Annotated in this window: 16 protein-coding genes; 5 read left to right on the forward strand and 11 right to left on the reverse strand. The window is 71.7% G+C overall.

Annotated features, from left to right (window positions below; all coding sequences use genetic code 11):
* The first annotated feature begins 57 nt into the window (after positions 1-57).
* The gene (locus D0Z67_RS23965; RefSeq protein ID WP_031183609.1) at positions 58-423 is read left to right on the forward strand and encodes an ArsR/SmtB family transcription factor; all 366 of its coding nucleotides are present in this window, start codon (positions 58-60) and stop codon (positions 421-423) included.
* A gap of 24 nt (positions 424-447) precedes the next feature.
* Here the strand turns inward: D0Z67_RS23965 and D0Z67_RS23970 are convergent, their stop codons facing one another.
* On the reverse strand, positions 448-2,517 hold the full coding sequence (locus tag D0Z67_RS23970; RefSeq protein ID WP_037776078.1) for a hypothetical protein: 2,070 nt from the start codon (positions 2,515-2,517) through the stop codon (positions 448-450).
* Positions 2,518-2,751: 234 nt separating this feature from the next.
* On the opposite strand from D0Z67_RS23970, the gene D0Z67_RS23975 reads away from it, so the two are divergent.
* The 3 genes from D0Z67_RS23975 to D0Z67_RS23985 all read left to right on the forward strand — a co-directional run bounded on the left by D0Z67_RS23975 (position 2,752) and on the right by D0Z67_RS23985 (position 5,703).
* On the forward strand, positions 2,752-3,609 hold the full coding sequence (locus D0Z67_RS23975; RefSeq protein WP_031183607.1) for a methylenetetrahydrofolate reductase: 858 nt from the start codon (positions 2,752-2,754) through the stop codon (positions 3,607-3,609).
* Between the two features lie 65 nt (positions 3,610-3,674).
* Positions 3,675-5,183, forward strand: a complete 1,509-nt coding sequence (locus D0Z67_RS23980; protein WP_051888143.1) for a DNA-3-methyladenine glycosylase 2 family protein — start codon at positions 3,675-3,677, stop codon at positions 5,181-5,183.
* Between the two features lie 10 nt (positions 5,184-5,193).
* Complete coding sequence (locus tag D0Z67_RS23985) at positions 5,194-5,703, forward strand: methylated-DNA--[protein]-cysteine S-methyltransferase (protein ID WP_031183605.1); 510 nt, start codon at positions 5,194-5,196, stop codon at positions 5,701-5,703.
* On the opposite strand, the gene D0Z67_RS23990 is transcribed toward D0Z67_RS23985, so the two are convergent.
* From D0Z67_RS23990 to D0Z67_RS24010, 4 genes are all read right to left on the reverse strand, one after another.
* A complete protein-coding gene (locus D0Z67_RS23990) occupies positions 5,700-6,431 on the reverse strand; it encodes an SIR2 family NAD-dependent protein deacylase (RefSeq protein ID WP_131589701.1) in 732 nt (243 codons plus the stop codon). The two genes, D0Z67_RS23985 and D0Z67_RS23990, sit on opposite strands and share 4 nt — an antisense overlap.
* A 234-nt stretch (positions 6,432-6,665) precedes the next feature.
* Positions 6,666-7,622 (reverse strand): IS481 family transposase, encoded by a 957-nt coding sequence (locus D0Z67_RS24000; RefSeq protein WP_131589702.1) that lies wholly within the window; start codon positions 7,620-7,622, stop codon positions 6,666-6,668.
* A 76-nt stretch (positions 7,623-7,698) separates the two neighbouring features.
* Positions 7,699-7,995 (reverse strand): hypothetical protein, encoded by a 297-nt coding sequence (locus tag D0Z67_RS29955; protein ID WP_158713910.1) that lies wholly within the window; start codon positions 7,993-7,995, stop codon positions 7,699-7,701.
* A 2-nt stretch (positions 7,996-7,997) separates the two neighbouring features.
* A complete protein-coding gene (locus D0Z67_RS24010) occupies positions 7,998-8,492 on the reverse strand; it encodes an NUDIX domain-containing protein (protein ID WP_031183663.1) in 495 nt (164 codons plus the stop codon).
* Positions 8,493-8,612: 120 nt separating this feature from the next.
* Here D0Z67_RS24010 and D0Z67_RS24015 point away from each other — a divergent pair, with 120 nt between their 5' ends.
* A complete protein-coding gene (locus tag D0Z67_RS24015; RefSeq protein WP_031183664.1) occupies positions 8,613-9,710 on the forward strand; it encodes a glycerate kinase in 1,098 nt (365 codons plus the stop codon).
* A gap of 66 nt (positions 9,711-9,776) precedes the next feature.
* Here D0Z67_RS24015 and pssA read toward each other — a convergent pair whose 3' ends face one another.
* The 6 genes from pssA to D0Z67_RS24045 form a co-directional block, all read right to left on the reverse strand.
* Positions 9,777-10,631, reverse strand: coding sequence for a CDP-diacylglycerol--serine O-phosphatidyltransferase (gene pssA, locus D0Z67_RS24020; protein ID WP_078858459.1), 855 nt, complete (start codon positions 10,629-10,631; stop codon positions 9,777-9,779).
* Entirely contained in the window at positions 10,618-11,277 is a 660-nt protein-coding gene (locus tag D0Z67_RS24025) for a phosphatidylserine decarboxylase (RefSeq protein WP_031183665.1), read from the reverse strand. Before D0Z67_RS24025 ends, pssA begins: the two co-directional genes overlap by 14 nt.
* A 170-nt stretch (positions 11,278-11,447) precedes the next feature.
* A complete protein-coding gene (locus D0Z67_RS24030; RefSeq protein WP_031183666.1) occupies positions 11,448-12,653 on the reverse strand; it encodes an acyl-CoA dehydrogenase family protein in 1,206 nt (401 codons plus the stop codon).
* Positions 12,654-13,166, reverse strand: a complete 513-nt coding sequence (locus D0Z67_RS24035) for a MaoC family dehydratase (RefSeq protein ID WP_030809541.1) — start codon at positions 13,164-13,166, stop codon at positions 12,654-12,656.
* Between the two features lie 2 nt (positions 13,167-13,168).
* Positions 13,169-14,128: an HpcH/HpaI aldolase/citrate lyase family protein gene (locus D0Z67_RS24040; protein WP_031183667.1), complete on the reverse strand. Its 960-nt coding sequence runs from the start codon at positions 14,126-14,128 to the stop codon at positions 13,169-13,171.
* Positions 14,125-16,170: a protein meaA gene (locus D0Z67_RS24045; protein ID WP_078873663.1), complete on the reverse strand. Its 2,046-nt coding sequence runs from the start codon at positions 16,168-16,170 to the stop codon at positions 14,125-14,127. Before D0Z67_RS24045 ends, D0Z67_RS24040 begins: the two co-directional genes overlap by 4 nt.
* Position 16,171 lies beyond the last annotated feature (1 nt).

The following is a 16,171-nucleotide window of genomic DNA, read 5'->3' on the forward strand; positions in this document are numbered from 1 at the left end:
CATCCGCCCGAAGCCCGGCGGGTACGGAGAGAGCGCGACGGGACGGAGCGATCAGCCATGGCGGCACAGACCCCTCGGCGGCAGGACGCGGCGAGCCACCGCACCCCGCCGGCCCACACGCCCCCGGAGGATGTCGCGCTGGAGACGGCCCTGCTCGCCCTCGCCGACCCCGTACGTCAGACATTGGTGAGGGAGTTGGCCGAGGCGGGGGACTGGGAGCGGGCCTGCGGCACCTTCGACGTACCGGTCACCAAGGCGACGCTGAGCCGTCACTTCACCGTGCTGCGCGAGGCCGGCCTCCTGGAGCAGCGGGATGCCGGGCCCAGGCGCCTCAACCGGCTCCGCAAGCCGGAGTTCGACGCCCGGTTCCCCGGCCTGCTGGATCTGGTGCTCGGGCAGGGAAGTGCCGCTCAGCGCGCCTGAGTCGGGGTGGGCGGGAGGCGTCGCTCAGGCGTCCGGTGCCGTACCTCTCCGTGCCGAGGTGACGTCCCCCGCCGTACGGGGTGCCGGGATCGCCGGGGCCGGCCGGGCGTTCGCGCGGGCCCGGCGGTCGTCGGACTTGGTGCACAACTGCCGTACGGCGTAGGCGAATCGCTCGCGGGAGGGTGGGTCGGACGGGCCGAGGAGATGTTCCTTGAGTTTGGCGCGGTCGGCCGTGTGGTGGTCCTGGCGCGGGTCGCGCACCGCGTCCAGCAGGTATCGCACGGTCGCCGCGTCCGGGGTGAGCACGGTGCCGGCCGACACCGTGGGGAAGGCCGCCCGGAACTCGTCCTCGGGCAGGCCCGAGGTGTTGGCCACCGCGTACGGCTTCTCGCTGCTCAGCCAGTCGGAGACCACGCTGGACACATCGCTGATCAGCAGGTCGGCCGCGTTGAAGCAGGCGTAGAGCGCCGGACGGGGGCCCGTCACGATCCGGTGCTCCCACTCGGGGGACGACGCCCAGTACGCCCGCTCCCAGGCGGCCGTGGCCCGCGCGATCCGGGACGCGCCGTCGCCGGCCGGGGTGCCCTGGAGCATCATCCGCTCCAGCTCGTCCGCCGCGCCGCGGAGGGCCGTCGAGGTGAGGCGGTCCAACTCGGCTTCCCGGCGGAGCAGTTCGACCTGGGCCTCCGGACCCGGCCGGGGGCCTGAGCGCTTCGCGTTGGCCTCGTGGATCAGGGCCCGGATGCGCTCGTCGGCCGCGCCCGCGCGCTGGTCCACCGAGCCGGTCATCGGGTGCGGCTTGTAAAGGACGCGCACCCGGGGGTCGTTGAGCAGCTGCCCGACGATGTGCTCACCCGCCAGGACGACCGAGGTGTTGCCCGGATTGCCGTCCCAGCCCTCCCAGGTCGGCGCGTACAGCACGGTGGTGTACTTCCCGGCGGGCGGGCCCGAGTACGGTCGGATCGGGGCCAGTTGGGGGCGGCCGACCTCCACCACGTCCTTGTCCTCCACGCCGACGTCCGCGAGCGCGTACCGTTCCCGCGCGGCCGGACCCGCCACCCACACCTCGTCGTACGCCTTGGCGTAGGGGTTGCAGGAGGACAGCTTGTCGCTCTCGCCGTGGTTGATGAACGCGTGCTTGATGGCCGGGATGCGCAACACCTGCGACGTCTTGCCGGAGTTGGCCGGGTGCAGCATCGCCTTCAGCGTCGAGTTCTCCAGCGCGAACAGCGTGGTCACCTTCGGCAGGCAGAGCACCGGTACGTCCGTCGCGTCGATCTTCTGCACCATGAACCGCTCGCGCAGCACGATCAGCGGCCGCTCCAGCCCGGCCAGCGTGGAGAGCCACATGTTGGCCTGGTAGGCGGAGGAGGCGCCGCCGGAGAAGTACATCGCCACGGTGGGGCGGTACTCGGCCAGCCAGTCGTCCAGCCACTCCATGACCTGCGCGTCGCTCGCGGGCCGCTTCTCCGGCAGCAGCCAGCCGGCCAGCCGGGCGACGCCCATGCCGATCATGGTGAGCGAGGCGGCGAGTCCGATCGCGCCCCAACGGCCGTGCGCGGTGAGGGCGGTGGCCAGGAGGCCCGCCGTCGCCGGGACGGAGAACGCCAGCAGGCGCTGCCCGGCCTGGCGGGCCAGGACGCGGGGCGGGGCGGCGGTCGGGTTCAGTGCCGAGACGTCGATGTTGCGGGTGACGACCGGCAGGGTCCGGGCGCGGCGCACCAGCAGGGAGACCGCCTGGCAGGCGAAGTGCAGGACGTAGAACGCGCTCAGCGCGCCGAGCAGCGGGGGCATCTCCCGCTCCGGGTCGATCCCGTTGATCCGCAGCAGCGCCACCACGATCAGCATGTCCCGCAGCAACTGCCGTACGGTCACGTCCAGTCGGATGCGGCTCAGCGGGGACAGCAGGGCCGGGCGCCGGTGCAGCAGGCAGGCGTCGAGTGCGAGTCCGGCCGCGCCGGAGGTCACGAGGAGCGGGGCGTTCGGCAGCAGCGCGCCGGCCAACTGCGTGGCGAACAGCAGGAAAAGGCTGAATATCGCGCACAGTGCGGGGAGTTGGGTCCAGATTCTCGGGAGGAGTCCGGCAAGGGACACGGTGGGAGCTCCTGCTGTTCGTACGACGGGACACGCGGCACCGGAAACGACCCCGGCCACCCGTGCCCGCCCCGGCCCCACGCACAGCCAACGACCGGCCCTACCCCCGGTCACGTACCGCCGTGCTTTCGCATCCGCCCGGCCCTCCCGGCCGGCGGGACCTGCGGCCCGGCCCGCCCCGGCGCCATGGCATCATCGGCCGGGGTTCCGGCGGAGAAAGGGTCGCGCACGGTGATGGAGAGGGTTCTCGGGGTGTCCGGGACGCTGCTCGACGGTGTCTCCCTGGAGATGACCGGGAAGGACGTGCCCCGGCTGGAGGAGGCGCGGGACGCGCTGGACGGCGGGACCCGGATCAACGTCACCTACCTCGCCGGCGAGGACGCCGGGATGCGGCTCGCGGCCGCGCGGGCGGTGCGGGGGCACGGGTTCGTGCCGGTGCCGCACCTGTCGGCCCGGCGGCTGCCCTCCCGCGCCGAGCTGGAACGTTTCCTCGCCGGGCTCGCCGAGGCGGACGCCATCGAGAACGTCTTCGTGGTCGGCGGCGACCCCGCCCGCCCCGAGGGCCCGTACGAGGACGCGCTCTCCGTGATCCGCAGCGGGCTGCTCCAGCGGCACGGGACACGGCACGTCGGCATCTGCGGTTACCCGGAGGGGCACCCGGCGATCGGCGACGACGCGCTGTGGTCCGCGCTCACCGGCAAGGCGGCCGCGCTCGCGGAGGCGGGGCTCGGCGGCGAGGTCATCACCCAGTTCGGCTTCGACGCCGACGCCGTCCTCAGCTGGCTGGAGGCCCTGCGCGCACGCGGGGTGCACCTCCCGGTACGGGTCGGCGTACCCGGCCCGGCGGGCGTGCGGCGGCTGCTCGGGTACGCGACGCGGTTCGGGGTCGGCACGGGAGCCACGGTCGCCCGCAAGTACGGTCTCTCGCTGACCAACCTCATGGGCACGGCCGGTCCCGAGCGCCTCCTCGACGACCTGGCCGGCGGCTACGACCCGGCCCGCCACGGCACCGTCAGGCTGCACTTCTACACCTTCGGCGGGCTCCGGACGACCGCCGAGTGGATCACCCGGTACCGGACGGGACGTAGCTGACCCCGTCCGAGGTGCATGTCGGAAACTCGCCAGCCTCCGGGGCCGTACTGCCCGATGCTTGAGGCATGCGGAACCCGACCATCAGCACCCAGGACCCCTCCTTCGACTCCCTCGACCGGGAACACCGCGTGCACGCCGTCCAGTCCAAGGACGCCCGGTTCGACGGCTGGTTCTTCACCGCCGTGCTCACCACCCGCATCTACTGCCGCCCGAGCTGCCCGGTCGTGCCGCCCAAGGCCGAGAACATGACGTTCTACCCGAGCGCCGCCGCCTGCCAGCGCGCCGGGTTCCGCGCCTGCAAGCGCTGCCGGCCCGACGCCACCCCCGGCTCCCCGGAGTGGAACCACCGCGCCGACCTGGTCGCCCGCGCCATGCGGCTCATCGCCGACGGGGTCGTGGACCGGGAGGGCGTACCCGGACTCGCCGCCCGGCTCGGCTACTCCGCCCGGCAGATCGAGCGCCAGCTCCTCGCCGAACTCGGCGCCGGGCCCCTCTCCCTGGCCCGCGCCCAGCGCGCCCAGACCGCGCGGCTGCTGATCGAGACCACCGCGCTGCCCATGGCGGAGGTCGCCTTCGCCGCCGGGTTCTCCTCCATCCGCACCTTCAACGACACCGTCCGCGAGGTCTTCGCCCTCGCCCCGACCGACCTGCGCGCCCGCGCACCCCACGCCCGAGCCGCCGGAACCGCGGGCACGCTCGCCCTCCGGCTGCCGTTCCGCGCCCCGCTGAACCCCGGCAACCTCTTCGGCCACCTCGCCGCCACCGCCGTACCCGGCGTGGAGGAGTGGCGGGACGGCGCGTACCGGCGCACGCTGCGGCTGCCGTACGGGCACGGGATCGTCGCCCTCGCCCCCGGGGACACCCACGTCGGCTGCCGGATCGCCCTCAGCGACCTGCGCGACCTCACCGTGGCCATCAGCCGGTGCCGCAGGCTGCTCGACCTGGACGCCGACCCCGTCGCCGTCGACGAGCGGCTGCGTGCCGACCCGCTGTTCGCCCCGCTGGTGGACGCCGGGCCGGGGCGCCGGGTGCCACGCACGGTCGACGAGGCCGAGTTCGCCGTACGCGCCGTGCTCGGGCAGCAGGTGTCCACCGCCGCCGCCCGTACCCACGCGGCCCGGCTGGTCACCGCGCACGGCAAGCCGCTGGACGACCCCGAGGGCGGGCTCACCCACCTCTTCCCCGACCCCGACGCGCTGGCCGCCGTGGACCCGGAGACGCTCGCCATGCCGCGCAGCCGCCGCGCCACGCTGACCACGCTGATCGCCGCGCTCGCGGACGGCACCCTGAACCTGGGGGTCGAGGCCGACCGGGCCGGGACCCGCGCCCGGCTGCTGGAGCTGCCCGGCTTCGGCCCCTGGACCGCCGACATCATCGCCATGCGCGCCCTCGGCGACCCCGACGCCTTCCTCCCGACCGACCTCGGCGTCCGGCGCGCCGCCGAGTCCCTGGGGCTGCCCGCGACCCCGGCCGCGCTCACCGCCCGCGCGGAGGCGTGGCGCCCCTGGCGGGCGTACGCCGTGCAGTACCTGTGGGCGACCGACAGCCACCCGATCAACTTCCTCCCGGCCTGAAGGACTTCCCGTGCGACACCACACCGTGACCGACAGTCCCTACGGGCCGCTGACCCTCGTCGCGGACGCCGACGGCGCCCTGTGCGGCCTGTACATGACCGACCAGCGGCACCGCCCGGCCGACGACACGTTCGGCGCGCGTGACGACAGCCTGCGCGTCTTCGGCGAGACCCAGGAGCAGTTGGCCGCCTACTTCGCCGGGGAGATCCGGCGCTTCACCGTCCCGCTCGGCCTGCACGGAACCCCGTTCCAGCGCCGGGTGTGGGACCAGCTCACCGAGATCCCCTACGGGGAGACCCGGAGCTACGGACAGCTCGCCCTCGCCCTCGGCACCCCCGGCGCCTCCCGCGCGGTCGGCCTCGCCAACGGCCGCAACCCGGTCGGCATCATCGTCCCCTGCCACCGCGTCGTCGGCTCCGACGGCAGCCTCACGGGCTACGGCGGCGGCCTGGACCGCAAGCGACGCCTGCTGGCCTTCGAACGCGGCTCGGAGCGGGCGGAGGAGGGGGTGCTGTTCTAGCCTTCGGCCACCAGGCTCCGCAGCAGCTTCGGCAGCGCCGTGCCGATCGGCTCGCGCACCACCTCGTCCGCGAGGTCGTCGTACGGGGTCGGCTCGGCGTTGACGATGATCAGCCGGGCGCCGTGGTCCGACGCGACCCCGGCAAGCCCGGCGGCGGGGTGCACCTGGAGGCTGCTGCCCACGGCCACGAAGACCGAGCACGCCTTGCTGATCGCCAGCGCCTCGCCGAGGACCACCTGGTCGAGGTTCTCGCCGAACATCACCGTCGCCGACTTCAGGATGCCGCCGCAGGCCAGGCACGGCGGGTCGTCCTCGCCCGCCTCGACCCGCGCGAGCGCGTCCGCCATAGAGCCGCGCGCCTCGCACCGCGTGCACAGCACGCCGTGCGCGCTTCCGTGCAGCTCCAGCACCTTGCGGCCGGGCATCCCGGCCCGCTGGTGCAGTCCGTCCACGTTCTGGGTGAGGACCCGTACGGGAACCCCTGAGCGCTCCAGCTCGGCGACGGCCAGATGCGCCGCGTTCGGCTCGGCGCGCAGGGTGTGCTGGGAGCGGCGCAGCTGCCAGGAGCGCCGGCGGATCTCGGGGTCGCCCATGTAGTACCCGTAGGTGACGAGCTTCTCCGCCTCCGGGTCCCGGCGCCACAGCCCGTCGGGCCCCCGGTAGTCGGGGATGCCGGAGTCGGTGGAGATTCCCGCGCCGCTGAGCACGGCGACCAGAGGCTTGCTCATGCCCCCGAGGCTAGGCCGCTCCCACCGCCCCCGGCCAACGAAATACCCCTCACCCCCCTAGGCCGTGTCCGGAAAGTGGCGCCTGGCTCGCGACGCCTGGCACGCGCCCTCGCGGCGTTGTCGGGATCGCCCTCGTACGCCCAGTACGAGGACGACCCTCCGCCTTGCGAGCGCACGCACCAGACGCCGCGAGCCCTGCCCTCCGGGCAGACAGCGCCACTTTCCGGACACGACCTAGATGTATTGACCCGCAGCGTTGTTGACGCGGCTGATCGGTGGGTGGCCTCCGAGTGCGGTGTGGCAGCGGTGGTGGTTGTAGGTGTGGAGGAAGTCTGCCAGGGCGTCGGTGCGTTCGGTGTTGGTGGTGTAGAGCCGCTGGTAGGCCCATTCGTCGAGCAGGGTGCGGTTGAAGCGTTCGACCTTGCCGTTGGTCTGCGGCCGGTAGATGCGGGTGAGTTTGCCGGCCGCGCCGAGGTCGGCCAGTGCCTGTTGCCAGGCGAAGCTCTTGCGGTAGGGCCAGGCGTTGTCGGTCAGGACCCGCTCGATGCGGGTGATGCCGTGCTCGGCGAAGAAGGCTGCGGCCCGCCGTAGGAAGTCGGCGCAGGTGAGGGCCTTCTCGTCCGCGTGGACCTCGCTGTAGGCCAGGCGGGAGTGATCGTCGACGGCGGAATGGATGTAGTCGAAGCCCACGCTGTTGCGCCGGGCCCGGCCGGCCTGCCGGCCCAGCACCTTGTGGCCGCCGCCGTCGGGGATGCGGCCGAGCTTCTTGACGTCGACGTGGACCAGCTCGCCGGGACGGGCGCGTTCGTAGCGGCGGATGACCTGCCCGGTGGGGCGGTCGATGAACGCCAGGCGGTTCAGGCCGTGCCGGAGCAGGATGCGGTGCACGGTGGAGGCGGGCAGGCCCAGGACCGGCCCGATGCGTGCCGGGCCCAGCTTGCGCTCTTGTCGCAGCCTGCAGACCTGCGCCTCGGTGGCGGCTGCGGTCCGGTGCGGTGTCGTGCGGGGACGGCTGGAGCGGTCGAGGAGTCCGCTCTCGCCCTCTGAGTGCCAGCGCCGGATCCACTTGTGGGCTGTGGGACGGGAGATGCCCATCTCGGCGGCGACATGCGCGACGGGACGGCCGGAGCGGACACGTTCGACGAGCAGTCGCCTGCCGTGAACGGTCAGCCGGGCATTACGGTGGGACACGAAGGCCTCCGTGCGGTGAAGATTCGACACCTCCACCACACACGGGGGCCTTCGCCATGATCAAGCCCTGCCTGCGTTAACAACGCTCGTGATCAATACACCTAGAGCCCACCGCACCCCCGCGACGACCCCCAGCACCAGCGCGGGCACCACCCACCCCCACCCCAGCACCCGCCACCCCGGCCGCCCCGACCCCCATCGCAGACGCCAGCACGATCCCCGCGTACGCGTCGTCGTCCCATGCCCCGGAGGGGCGGATGGTGAGGGCCGTCCAGCAGAAGTAGGCGGAGACGAGGGTCAGCAGGACGACGGGCACGGCGTACACCGTGGCGAGCCAGCGGCGGTCGTCGTCCTCGGGGGAAGGGCCGGTCATCGTCAGAGCGCCCGGTGGCCGTTCTCCAGTTCTGCCGGGCCGTTCCCGTCCTCCAGGGCGTCCAGGGCGGCGAGGACGCGGCGGCCGAGGGGTGGGGGGAGGTGGTCGGGGAGGTCGGTGCGGGGGACGAGGCGCCAGGAGAGGAGTTCCTCCTCCTGGAGGCGGATGGCCTTGAGGTCGGCGTCGGTGAGGGTGCCGCCGTCGTAGAGGTAGGCGACCATCGGGATGTGGCCGGGGACCGGCACCCAGTCCACGGCCAGCAGACGGCCCGGCGCGCGGTCCAGGCCGATCTCCTCCAGCGTCTCGCGGCGCGCGCCCAGGCGGGGCGTCTCGCCGTCGTCGGACTCGATCGTGCCGCCCGGCAGCCCCCACCCCGCCCGGTAGTTCGGCTCGACCAGCAGCACCCGCCCCTCCGCGTCCCGGAACAGCGTCGCGGCGGCGGACAGAACCCGCGGCAGGCCCGCGATGTACGTGGCGAAGTCGTCAGAGGTGGTCATCCAGGCAGGGTAACCAAGCGCGTGGATCACACCCCCTAGGGTGGACGCCGCGCCGACCCGCAGGGGTCGGTGGAGCGGGTGGTGAGGGGACGTGGAGTGAGGGACGGTGTCGGTCGCGGGGTGCTCGTCGCCCCGGACAAGTTCAAGGGGTCGCTGACGGCGGCGGAGGTGGCCGCGCACGTGGCGGCCGGGCTGCGGAGGGCCGTACCCGGCGTCGCGGTCGAGACGCTGCCGGTGGCCGACGGCGGGGACGGGACCGTGGACGCGGCCGTCGCCGCCGGGTTCGAGCGCCGGGAGGTGACGGTCGCCGGGCCGCTCGGGCATCCGGTGACCGCCGCGTTCGCGGTACGCGGGGACACGGCGGTCGTGGAGATGGCCGAGGCGAGCGGACTGCGCCGGCTCCCGGCCGGGACCTTCGCCCCGCTCACCGCGTCCACCCACGGCTCCGGCGAGCTGCTGCGGGCCGCGCTGGACACGGGCGCCCGGACCGTCGTCCTCGGCGTCGGCGGCAGCGCCACGACGGACGGCGGGGCCGGGATGCTCACGGCACTCGGCGCGCGGTTCCTGGACGAGCGGGGGGAGCCGGTCGGACCGGGCGGCGGCGGACTCGCCGACCTCGCCGAGGCCGACCTGACCGGGCTCGACCCCCGCCTCGCCTCGGTCGAGCTGATCCTCGCCAGTGACGTGGACAACCCGCTCACCGGCCCGCACGGCGCCGCCGCCGTCTACGGCCCGCAGAAGGGCGCCTCCCCGGCCGAGGTGACCCTCCTCGACGACGCCCTCACCCGCTTCGCCGCCGTCCTGGCCCCCGGCCTCGCGGACCGGCCCGGCGCGGGCGCGGCGGGCGGTGTCGGCTACGCGGCCCTCCTCCTCGGCGCCCGTTTCCGCGCCGGGATCGAGGTCATGCTGGAGGTACTGGGCTTCGCCGGGGCTCTCGCCCGCGCCGGCCTCGTCATCACGGGCGAGGGCGCCCTGGACGAGCAGACCCTCCACGGCAAGGCCCCGGCCGGGGTGGCCGCGGCCGCCCGCGCGGCGGGCAAGGAGGTCGTCGCGGTGTGCGGCCGCCTGACCCTGCCCCCCGAGACCCTCCACCGGGCCGGCATCACGGCCGCCTACCCCCTGACCGCCCTGGAACCCGACCCCGCGACCTGTATGGCCCAGGCCGGCCCCCTGCTGGAACACGTCGCCTCCCGCATCGCGGAACGGCATCTGACCTGACAGCTGGAGCAAGGCAAAGGGGCCCCGGACCGGTGAAGGTCCAGGGCCCCTGAGGCGAGCGATCCGCTACGGGAGCTGCGCCGCCCGCGCCTCGCGGCGGTTGTCGCGGAAGTTGTTCACCCGGCGGGCCGTGGCGAACAGCGGGATGACCGCGCCCATGACGAGCTGGAGCGCGCAGCCCGTCTGGAGCAGGAGCTGTCCACCGGGGGCGTCGAAGGCCCAGGCGGCCAGCAGCCCCATGGAGAGGACGATCCAGCCGAGCATGGCGCCGGCGAGGCGGCCACGCGGCTTCGGGTACTCCACCCGGCTCACCATCAGCCAGGCGGTGCCCACGATGGCCAGCAGGGTCGCCGGGAACGGCAGCTCCAGCAGCACGATGGAGACGACCGTCAGCGCGCCGAACGGCGAGGGCATGCCCTGGAACATGCCGTCCTTCAGCGTCACGCAGGAGAACCGCGCGAGCCTCAGTACGACGGCGAGCAGCACCACGATCGCCCCGAGCGCCGCCACCCGCTGGTGCGCGTCGTCCGCGACCATGCCGTAGACCAGGACGAAGTACGCCGGGGCCAGGCCGAAGCTGATCAGGTCGGAGAGGTTGTCCAGCTCCGCGCCCATCGGGGAGGAGCGCAGCTTGCGCGCCACCAGCCCGTCGAAGAGGTCGAACACCGCCGCGCAGAGCATCAGGATGACCGCCGTGGCCGCGCTGTGGCGGGCCATGCCGGATTCCTGGCTGCCGGTGAGGTGCGGGATGAGGATGCCGGTGGTGGTGAAGTACACCGCCATGAAGCCGCAGGTCGCGTTGCCGAGCGTGAGCGTGTCCGCTATCGACAGGCGCATAGAGAGGGGCATCTCCTCCTCGTCGCCCGCCTCGTCTGCCTCGGGCACCCAGCCCGCCTGTGTCTCTGGATCAATCACGGTCAATGCGAGTCACCCCAGCCACGGTCTTCTGACCGACCTCGACGTCGACCTCCACGCCCTCGGGCAGGTAGAGGTCGACACGCGAGCCGAAGCGGATCAGACCGATGCGGTCCCCCTGCTCGACCTTCGTGCCCTCAGGGATGTACGGCACGATGCGACGGGCCACAGCGCCCGCGATCTGGATCATCTCGATGTCGCCGAGTTCGGTGTCGAAATGCCAGACTACGCGCTCGTTGTTCTCGCTCTCCTTGTTGAAAGCCGGAACAAAGCCGCCGGGGATGTGCTCGACCGACGTCACGGTGCCCGCCAGGGGCGCCCGGTTGACGTGGACGTTGAGCGGGCTCATGAAGATGGCTACGCGGGTGCGGCCGTCCTTCCAGGGCATGATGCTCTGGACCACGCCGTCGGCGGGCGAGATGACGCGACCCTCGGTGATCTCGCGCTCCGGGTCGCGGAAGAACCACAGCATGCCCGCCGCGAGAGCGGTGGCGGGCACGGCGACGGCCTTGGCGACGCCCGAGCGGCGGGCCCGTGCCAGGCTGAGGGCCGCGGTGGCGACGGTCGGGAGGAGCCACGGCGATGCTCCGCGCGCGAGGCGTACGCCGCCGGCTCGGCTGTCGCTGGGTGCAGAGGTTTGGCTGTGGGGCATGGATGACCTTCGTAGCGGATGATGCCGCGCAATGACGGGGGACGGCGGCTTTCCGGGGATCGTACCGGGCGCGGGCCGCAACTGGGCAAGCCAGGAAGCCGAGTCGGCGGCCGAAGACCGTCGACGGGGTGTGATCTTCTTCTCGGCGATAACACCCCGTCTCCGGACAATCAGCCCTGGAATCGATACTCTTCGAGCAGGCGGCGACCGATGATCATTTTCTGGATCTCGGCGGTACCCTCACCGATCAGCAGCATCGGCGCCTCGCGGTACAGACGCTCGATCTCGTACTCCTTGGAGAAGCCGTAGCCGCCGTGGATGCGGAAGGCGTCCTCGACGACCTCCTTGCAGTACTCGGAGGCCAGGTACTTGGCCATTCCGGCCTCCAGGTCGTTTCGCTCCCCGGAGTCCTTTTTGCGCGCGGCGTTCACCATCATCGCATGGGCGGCCTCGACCTTGGTGGCCATTTCGGCCAGCTTGAACTGAATCGCCTGGTGCTGGGCGATCTGCCTGCCGAAGGTGTGCCGCTGCTGGGCGTACTGGACGCCCAGCTCGAAGGCTCGCTGCGCGACACCGCAGCCACGCGCCGCGACGTTGACGCGGCCGACCTCGACGCCGTCCATCATCTGGTAGAAGCCCCGGCCGGTGACGCCGCCGAGCACCCGGTCGGCCGGAACGCGCAGGCCGTCCATGATCAGCTCGGTGGTGTCGACGCCCTTGTACCCCATCTTGTCGATCTTGCCGGGGATGGTGAGACCGGGGCGGACCTCGCCGAAGCCGGGCTCCTTCTCCACCAGGAAGGTCGTCATGGACTTGTGGGGCGCGGTGCCCTCGGGGTGTCCTTCGTCACTCCGGACCAGAACGGCGACCAACGACGACGTCCCGCCGTTCGTCAGCCACATCTTCTGGCCGTTCAGGACGTACTCCTCGCCGTCCTTCACCGCCTTGGACGTGATGGCCGACACGTCCGAGCCGAGCGCCGGCTCCGACATCGAGAACGCGCCCCGGATGTCGCCCGCCGCCATGCGCGGCAGGAAGTGGTCCTTCTGCTCCTGCGTGCCGTGCTGCTTGAGCATGTACGCCACGATGAAGTGCGTGTTGATGATCCCGGAGACCGACATCCAGCCGCGGGCGATCTCCTCCACGCACAGCGCGTAGGTGAGCAGCGACTCGCCCAGGCCCCCGTACTCCTCGGGGATCATCAGACCGAAGAGGCCGAGTTCCTTCAGGCCGTCCACGATCTGTTGCGGGTACTCGTCGCGGTGCTCCAGCTCGGTGGCGACCGGGATGATCTCCTTGTCCACGAAGTCGCGGACGGTGGAGAGGATCTCCCGCTGGATGTCCGTCAGACCGGCGGTCTGGGCGAGGCGCGCCATCTACTTCACCTGCTCCTTGAGCTCCGGGCGGCCCGGCTGCTCGCCGCCGCGCTCCTTGATGTACGTCTCGGTCGGCACCATGACCTTGCGGCGGAAGACGCACACCAGGGTGCCGTCCTGCTTGTAGCCCTTGGTCTCCACGTGCACGATCCCGCGGTCGTTCTTCGACTTGGACGGCCACTTGTCGAGCACGGTCGTCTCGCCGTAGATGGTGTCGCCGTGGAAGGTCGGCGCCACGTGCTTCAGCGACTCGATCTCCAGGTTGGCGATCGCCTTGCCGGACACGTCCGGCACCGACATGCCGAGCAGCAGCGAGTAGATGTAGTTTCCGACCACCACGTTCTTGCCGAAGTCCGTGGTGCTCTCGGCGTAGTTCGCGTCCATGTGGAGCGGGTGGTGGTTCATGGTGAGGAGGCAGAAGAGGTGGTCGTCGTACTCGGTGACCGTCTTGCCGGGCCAGTGCTTGTAGACCGCCCCGACCTCGAACTCCTCGTAGGTGCGCCCGAACTGCATGCTCACGCCTCCGGAATCTCGAACTTGGACGTGCGCCGCATGCCGGCCGCGCGGCCCTTGCCCGCGACGACCAGGGCCATCTTGCGGCTGGCCTCGTCGATCATCTCGTCGCCGAGCATCGCCGAACCCTTCTTGCCGCCCGCCTCGGAGGTGCAGTACTCGTAGGCGTCCAGGATCAGCTCGGCGTGGTCGTAGTCCTCCTGCGAGGGGGAGAAGACCTCGTTGGCGGCGTCCACCTGGCCCGGGTGCAGCACCCACTTGCCGTCGAAGCCGAGCGCGGCGGCACGGCCGGCGACCTCGCGGAAGCCGTCCACGTTGCGGATCTGGAGGTAGGGGCCGTCGATCGCCTGGAGGTCGTTGGCGCGGGCGGCCATCAGGATCTTCATCAGGATGTAGTGGTAGGCGTCCGCCGGGTAGCCGGGCGGCTGCTCACCCACGACGAGCGTCTTCATGTTGATCGACGCCATGAAGTCGGCCGGTCCGAAGATGATCGTCTCAATACGTTGACTGGCAGACGCGATCTCATTGACGTTGTTGAGACCCTGGGCGTTCTCGATCTGGGCCTCGATGCCGATGCGGCCGACCTCGAAGCCCATCGTCTTCTCGATCTGCGTCAACAGCAGATCGAGAGCGACCACCTGCTGGGCGTTCTGCACCTTGGGCAGCATGATGCAGTCAAGGTTCGGGCCGGCGCCCTCGACCACCGTCACGACGTCGCGGTACGTCCACTCGGTCGTCCAGTCGTTGACCCGTACGACCCGTGTCTTGCCCGTCCAGTCACCCTCGTTGAGGAACTTGACGATGGTGTGCCGCGCCTCCGGCTTGGCGAGCGGCGCGCAGGCGTCCTCCAGGTCCAGGAAGACCTGGTCGGCGGGCAGCCCCTGCGCCTTCTCCAGGAAGCGCGGGTTGCTCCCCGGCACCGCCAGACAGGAGCGGCGCGGACGCAGACGGTTGACAGTCATGCGGGGACCTCCAGGGGGTCGAGCTTGTTCGCTGTGCGGATCTCGTCGACGATACGGCCGATGATTCCGGTGATGTCGAAGTCCTTCGGGGTGAACACGGCGGCCACGCCGGCCGACTTCAGCAGTTCGGCGTCGGCGTTCGGGATGATCCCGCCCGCGATCACCGGGATGTCGTGCGCCCCGGCCTCGCGCAGCCGGTCCAGTACGTCCGGCACCAACTGGGCGTGCGAGCCGGACAGGATGGACAGGCCGACCGCGTGCACGTCCTCCGCGAGGGCGGCGTCCACGATCTGCTCCGGGGTCAGCCGGATGCCCTGGTAGACCACCTCGAACCCGGCGTCACGGGCGCGCACCGCGATCTGCTCGGCGCCGTTGGAGTGCCCGTCCAGGCCCGGCTTGCCCACCAGGAAGCGCAGCTTGCCCACGCCCAGGTCGCGCGCGGTGGCGTCCACCCGGGCGCGCACCCCGGCCATCGCGGACCCGGCCTCGGCCGGCACCGCCACCGGGGCGGAGGAGACGCCGGTCGGCGCCCGGTACTCGCCGAACACCTCGCGCAGCGCCCCCGCCCACTCGCCGGTCGTGACCCCGGCGCGGGCGCACTCCAGGGTGGCCTCCATGAGGTTGGCGGTGCCCTTGGCGGCCTCCTTCAGCTTCTCCAGCGCCTTGCAGGGGCGCGGGTGGTTGAAGGGCGGCTGGTAGCGGGTGTCCCGCCAGGTGCCCAGGGCCTCGATCACCCGGTTCTCCACGGCCGGGTCGACCGTCTGGATCGCGGTGTCCAGGTCGGCGGTGAGCGGGTTCGGCTCGGTGGTCTCGAAGATGTTGACGCCGATGATCTTCTCGTCGCCGGACTCGATCCGGGCCCGCCGCTCGGCGTGCGAGGTCACCAACTGGGCCTTGAGATAACCGGATTCGACGGCGGCCATCGCGCCGCCCATCTCCTCGATCCGGGCCATCTCGGCGAAGGAGTCGTCCACCAGGGCGGACACCTTCTCCTCGATGACGTGGCTGCCGGCGAAGATGTCCTCGTACTCCAGCAGGTCGCTCTCGTGCGCCAGCACCTGCTGGATGCGCAGCGACCACTGCTGGTCCCAGGGGCGGGGCAGGCCCAGCGCCTCGTTCCAGGCGGGCAGCTGCACGGCACGCGCGCGTGCGTCCTTCGACAGCGTCACGGCCAGCATCTCCAGCACGATCCGCTGGACGTTGTTCTCCGGCTGCGCCTCGGTCAGGCCGAGCGAGTTGACCTGGACGCCGTAGCGGAACCGGCGCTGCTTGGGGTTCTCGATGCCGTACCGCTCGCGGGTGACCCGGTCCCAGATGCGGCCGAAGGCGCGCATCTTGCACATCTCCTCGACGAAGCGGACGCCCGCGTTGACGAAGAAGGAGATCCGGGCGACCACGTCGCCCATGCGCTCCTGGGGCACCTGGCCGGAGTCGCGCACCGCGTCCAGCACCGCGATGGCGGTGGACATGGCGTACGCGATCTCCTGGACCGGCGTGGCGCCGGCCTCCTGGAGGTGGTAGCTGCAGATGTTGATCGGGTTCCACTTGGGGATGTGGGACACCGTGTACGCGATCATGTCCGTCGTCAGCCGGAGCGAGGGTCCCGGCGGGAAGACGTGCGTCCCGCGCGAGAGGTACTCCTTGACGATGTCGTTCTGGGTCGTGCCCTGGAGCCGGGTGATGTCGACACCCTGCTCCTCGGCGACGACCTGGTAGAGCGCCAGCAGCCACATGGCGGTCGCGTTGATCGTCATCGAGGTGTTCATCTGGTCCAGCGGGATGTCCTGGAACAGCCTGCGCATGTCACCCAGATGCGAGACGGGCACGCCGACCCGGCCGACCTCGCCGCGGGCGAGGATGTGGTCGGCGTCGTAGCCGGTCTGGGTGGGCAGGTCGAACGCCACCGACAGACCGGTCTGGCCCTTGGCGAGGTTGCGCCGGTACAGCTCGTTGGACGCCTCCGCCGTCGAGTGCCCGGCGTAGGTCCGCATGAGCCACGGACGGTCCTTCTGACGCGCCTGGGGCGCCTGACGCTCTGTCACG

The sequence above is a fragment of the Streptomyces seoulensis genome (genome assembly GCF_004328625.1).
In the GTDB taxonomy this organism is placed as follows: Bacteria; Actinomycetota; Actinomycetes; order Streptomycetales; family Streptomycetaceae; genus Streptomyces; species Streptomyces seoulensis.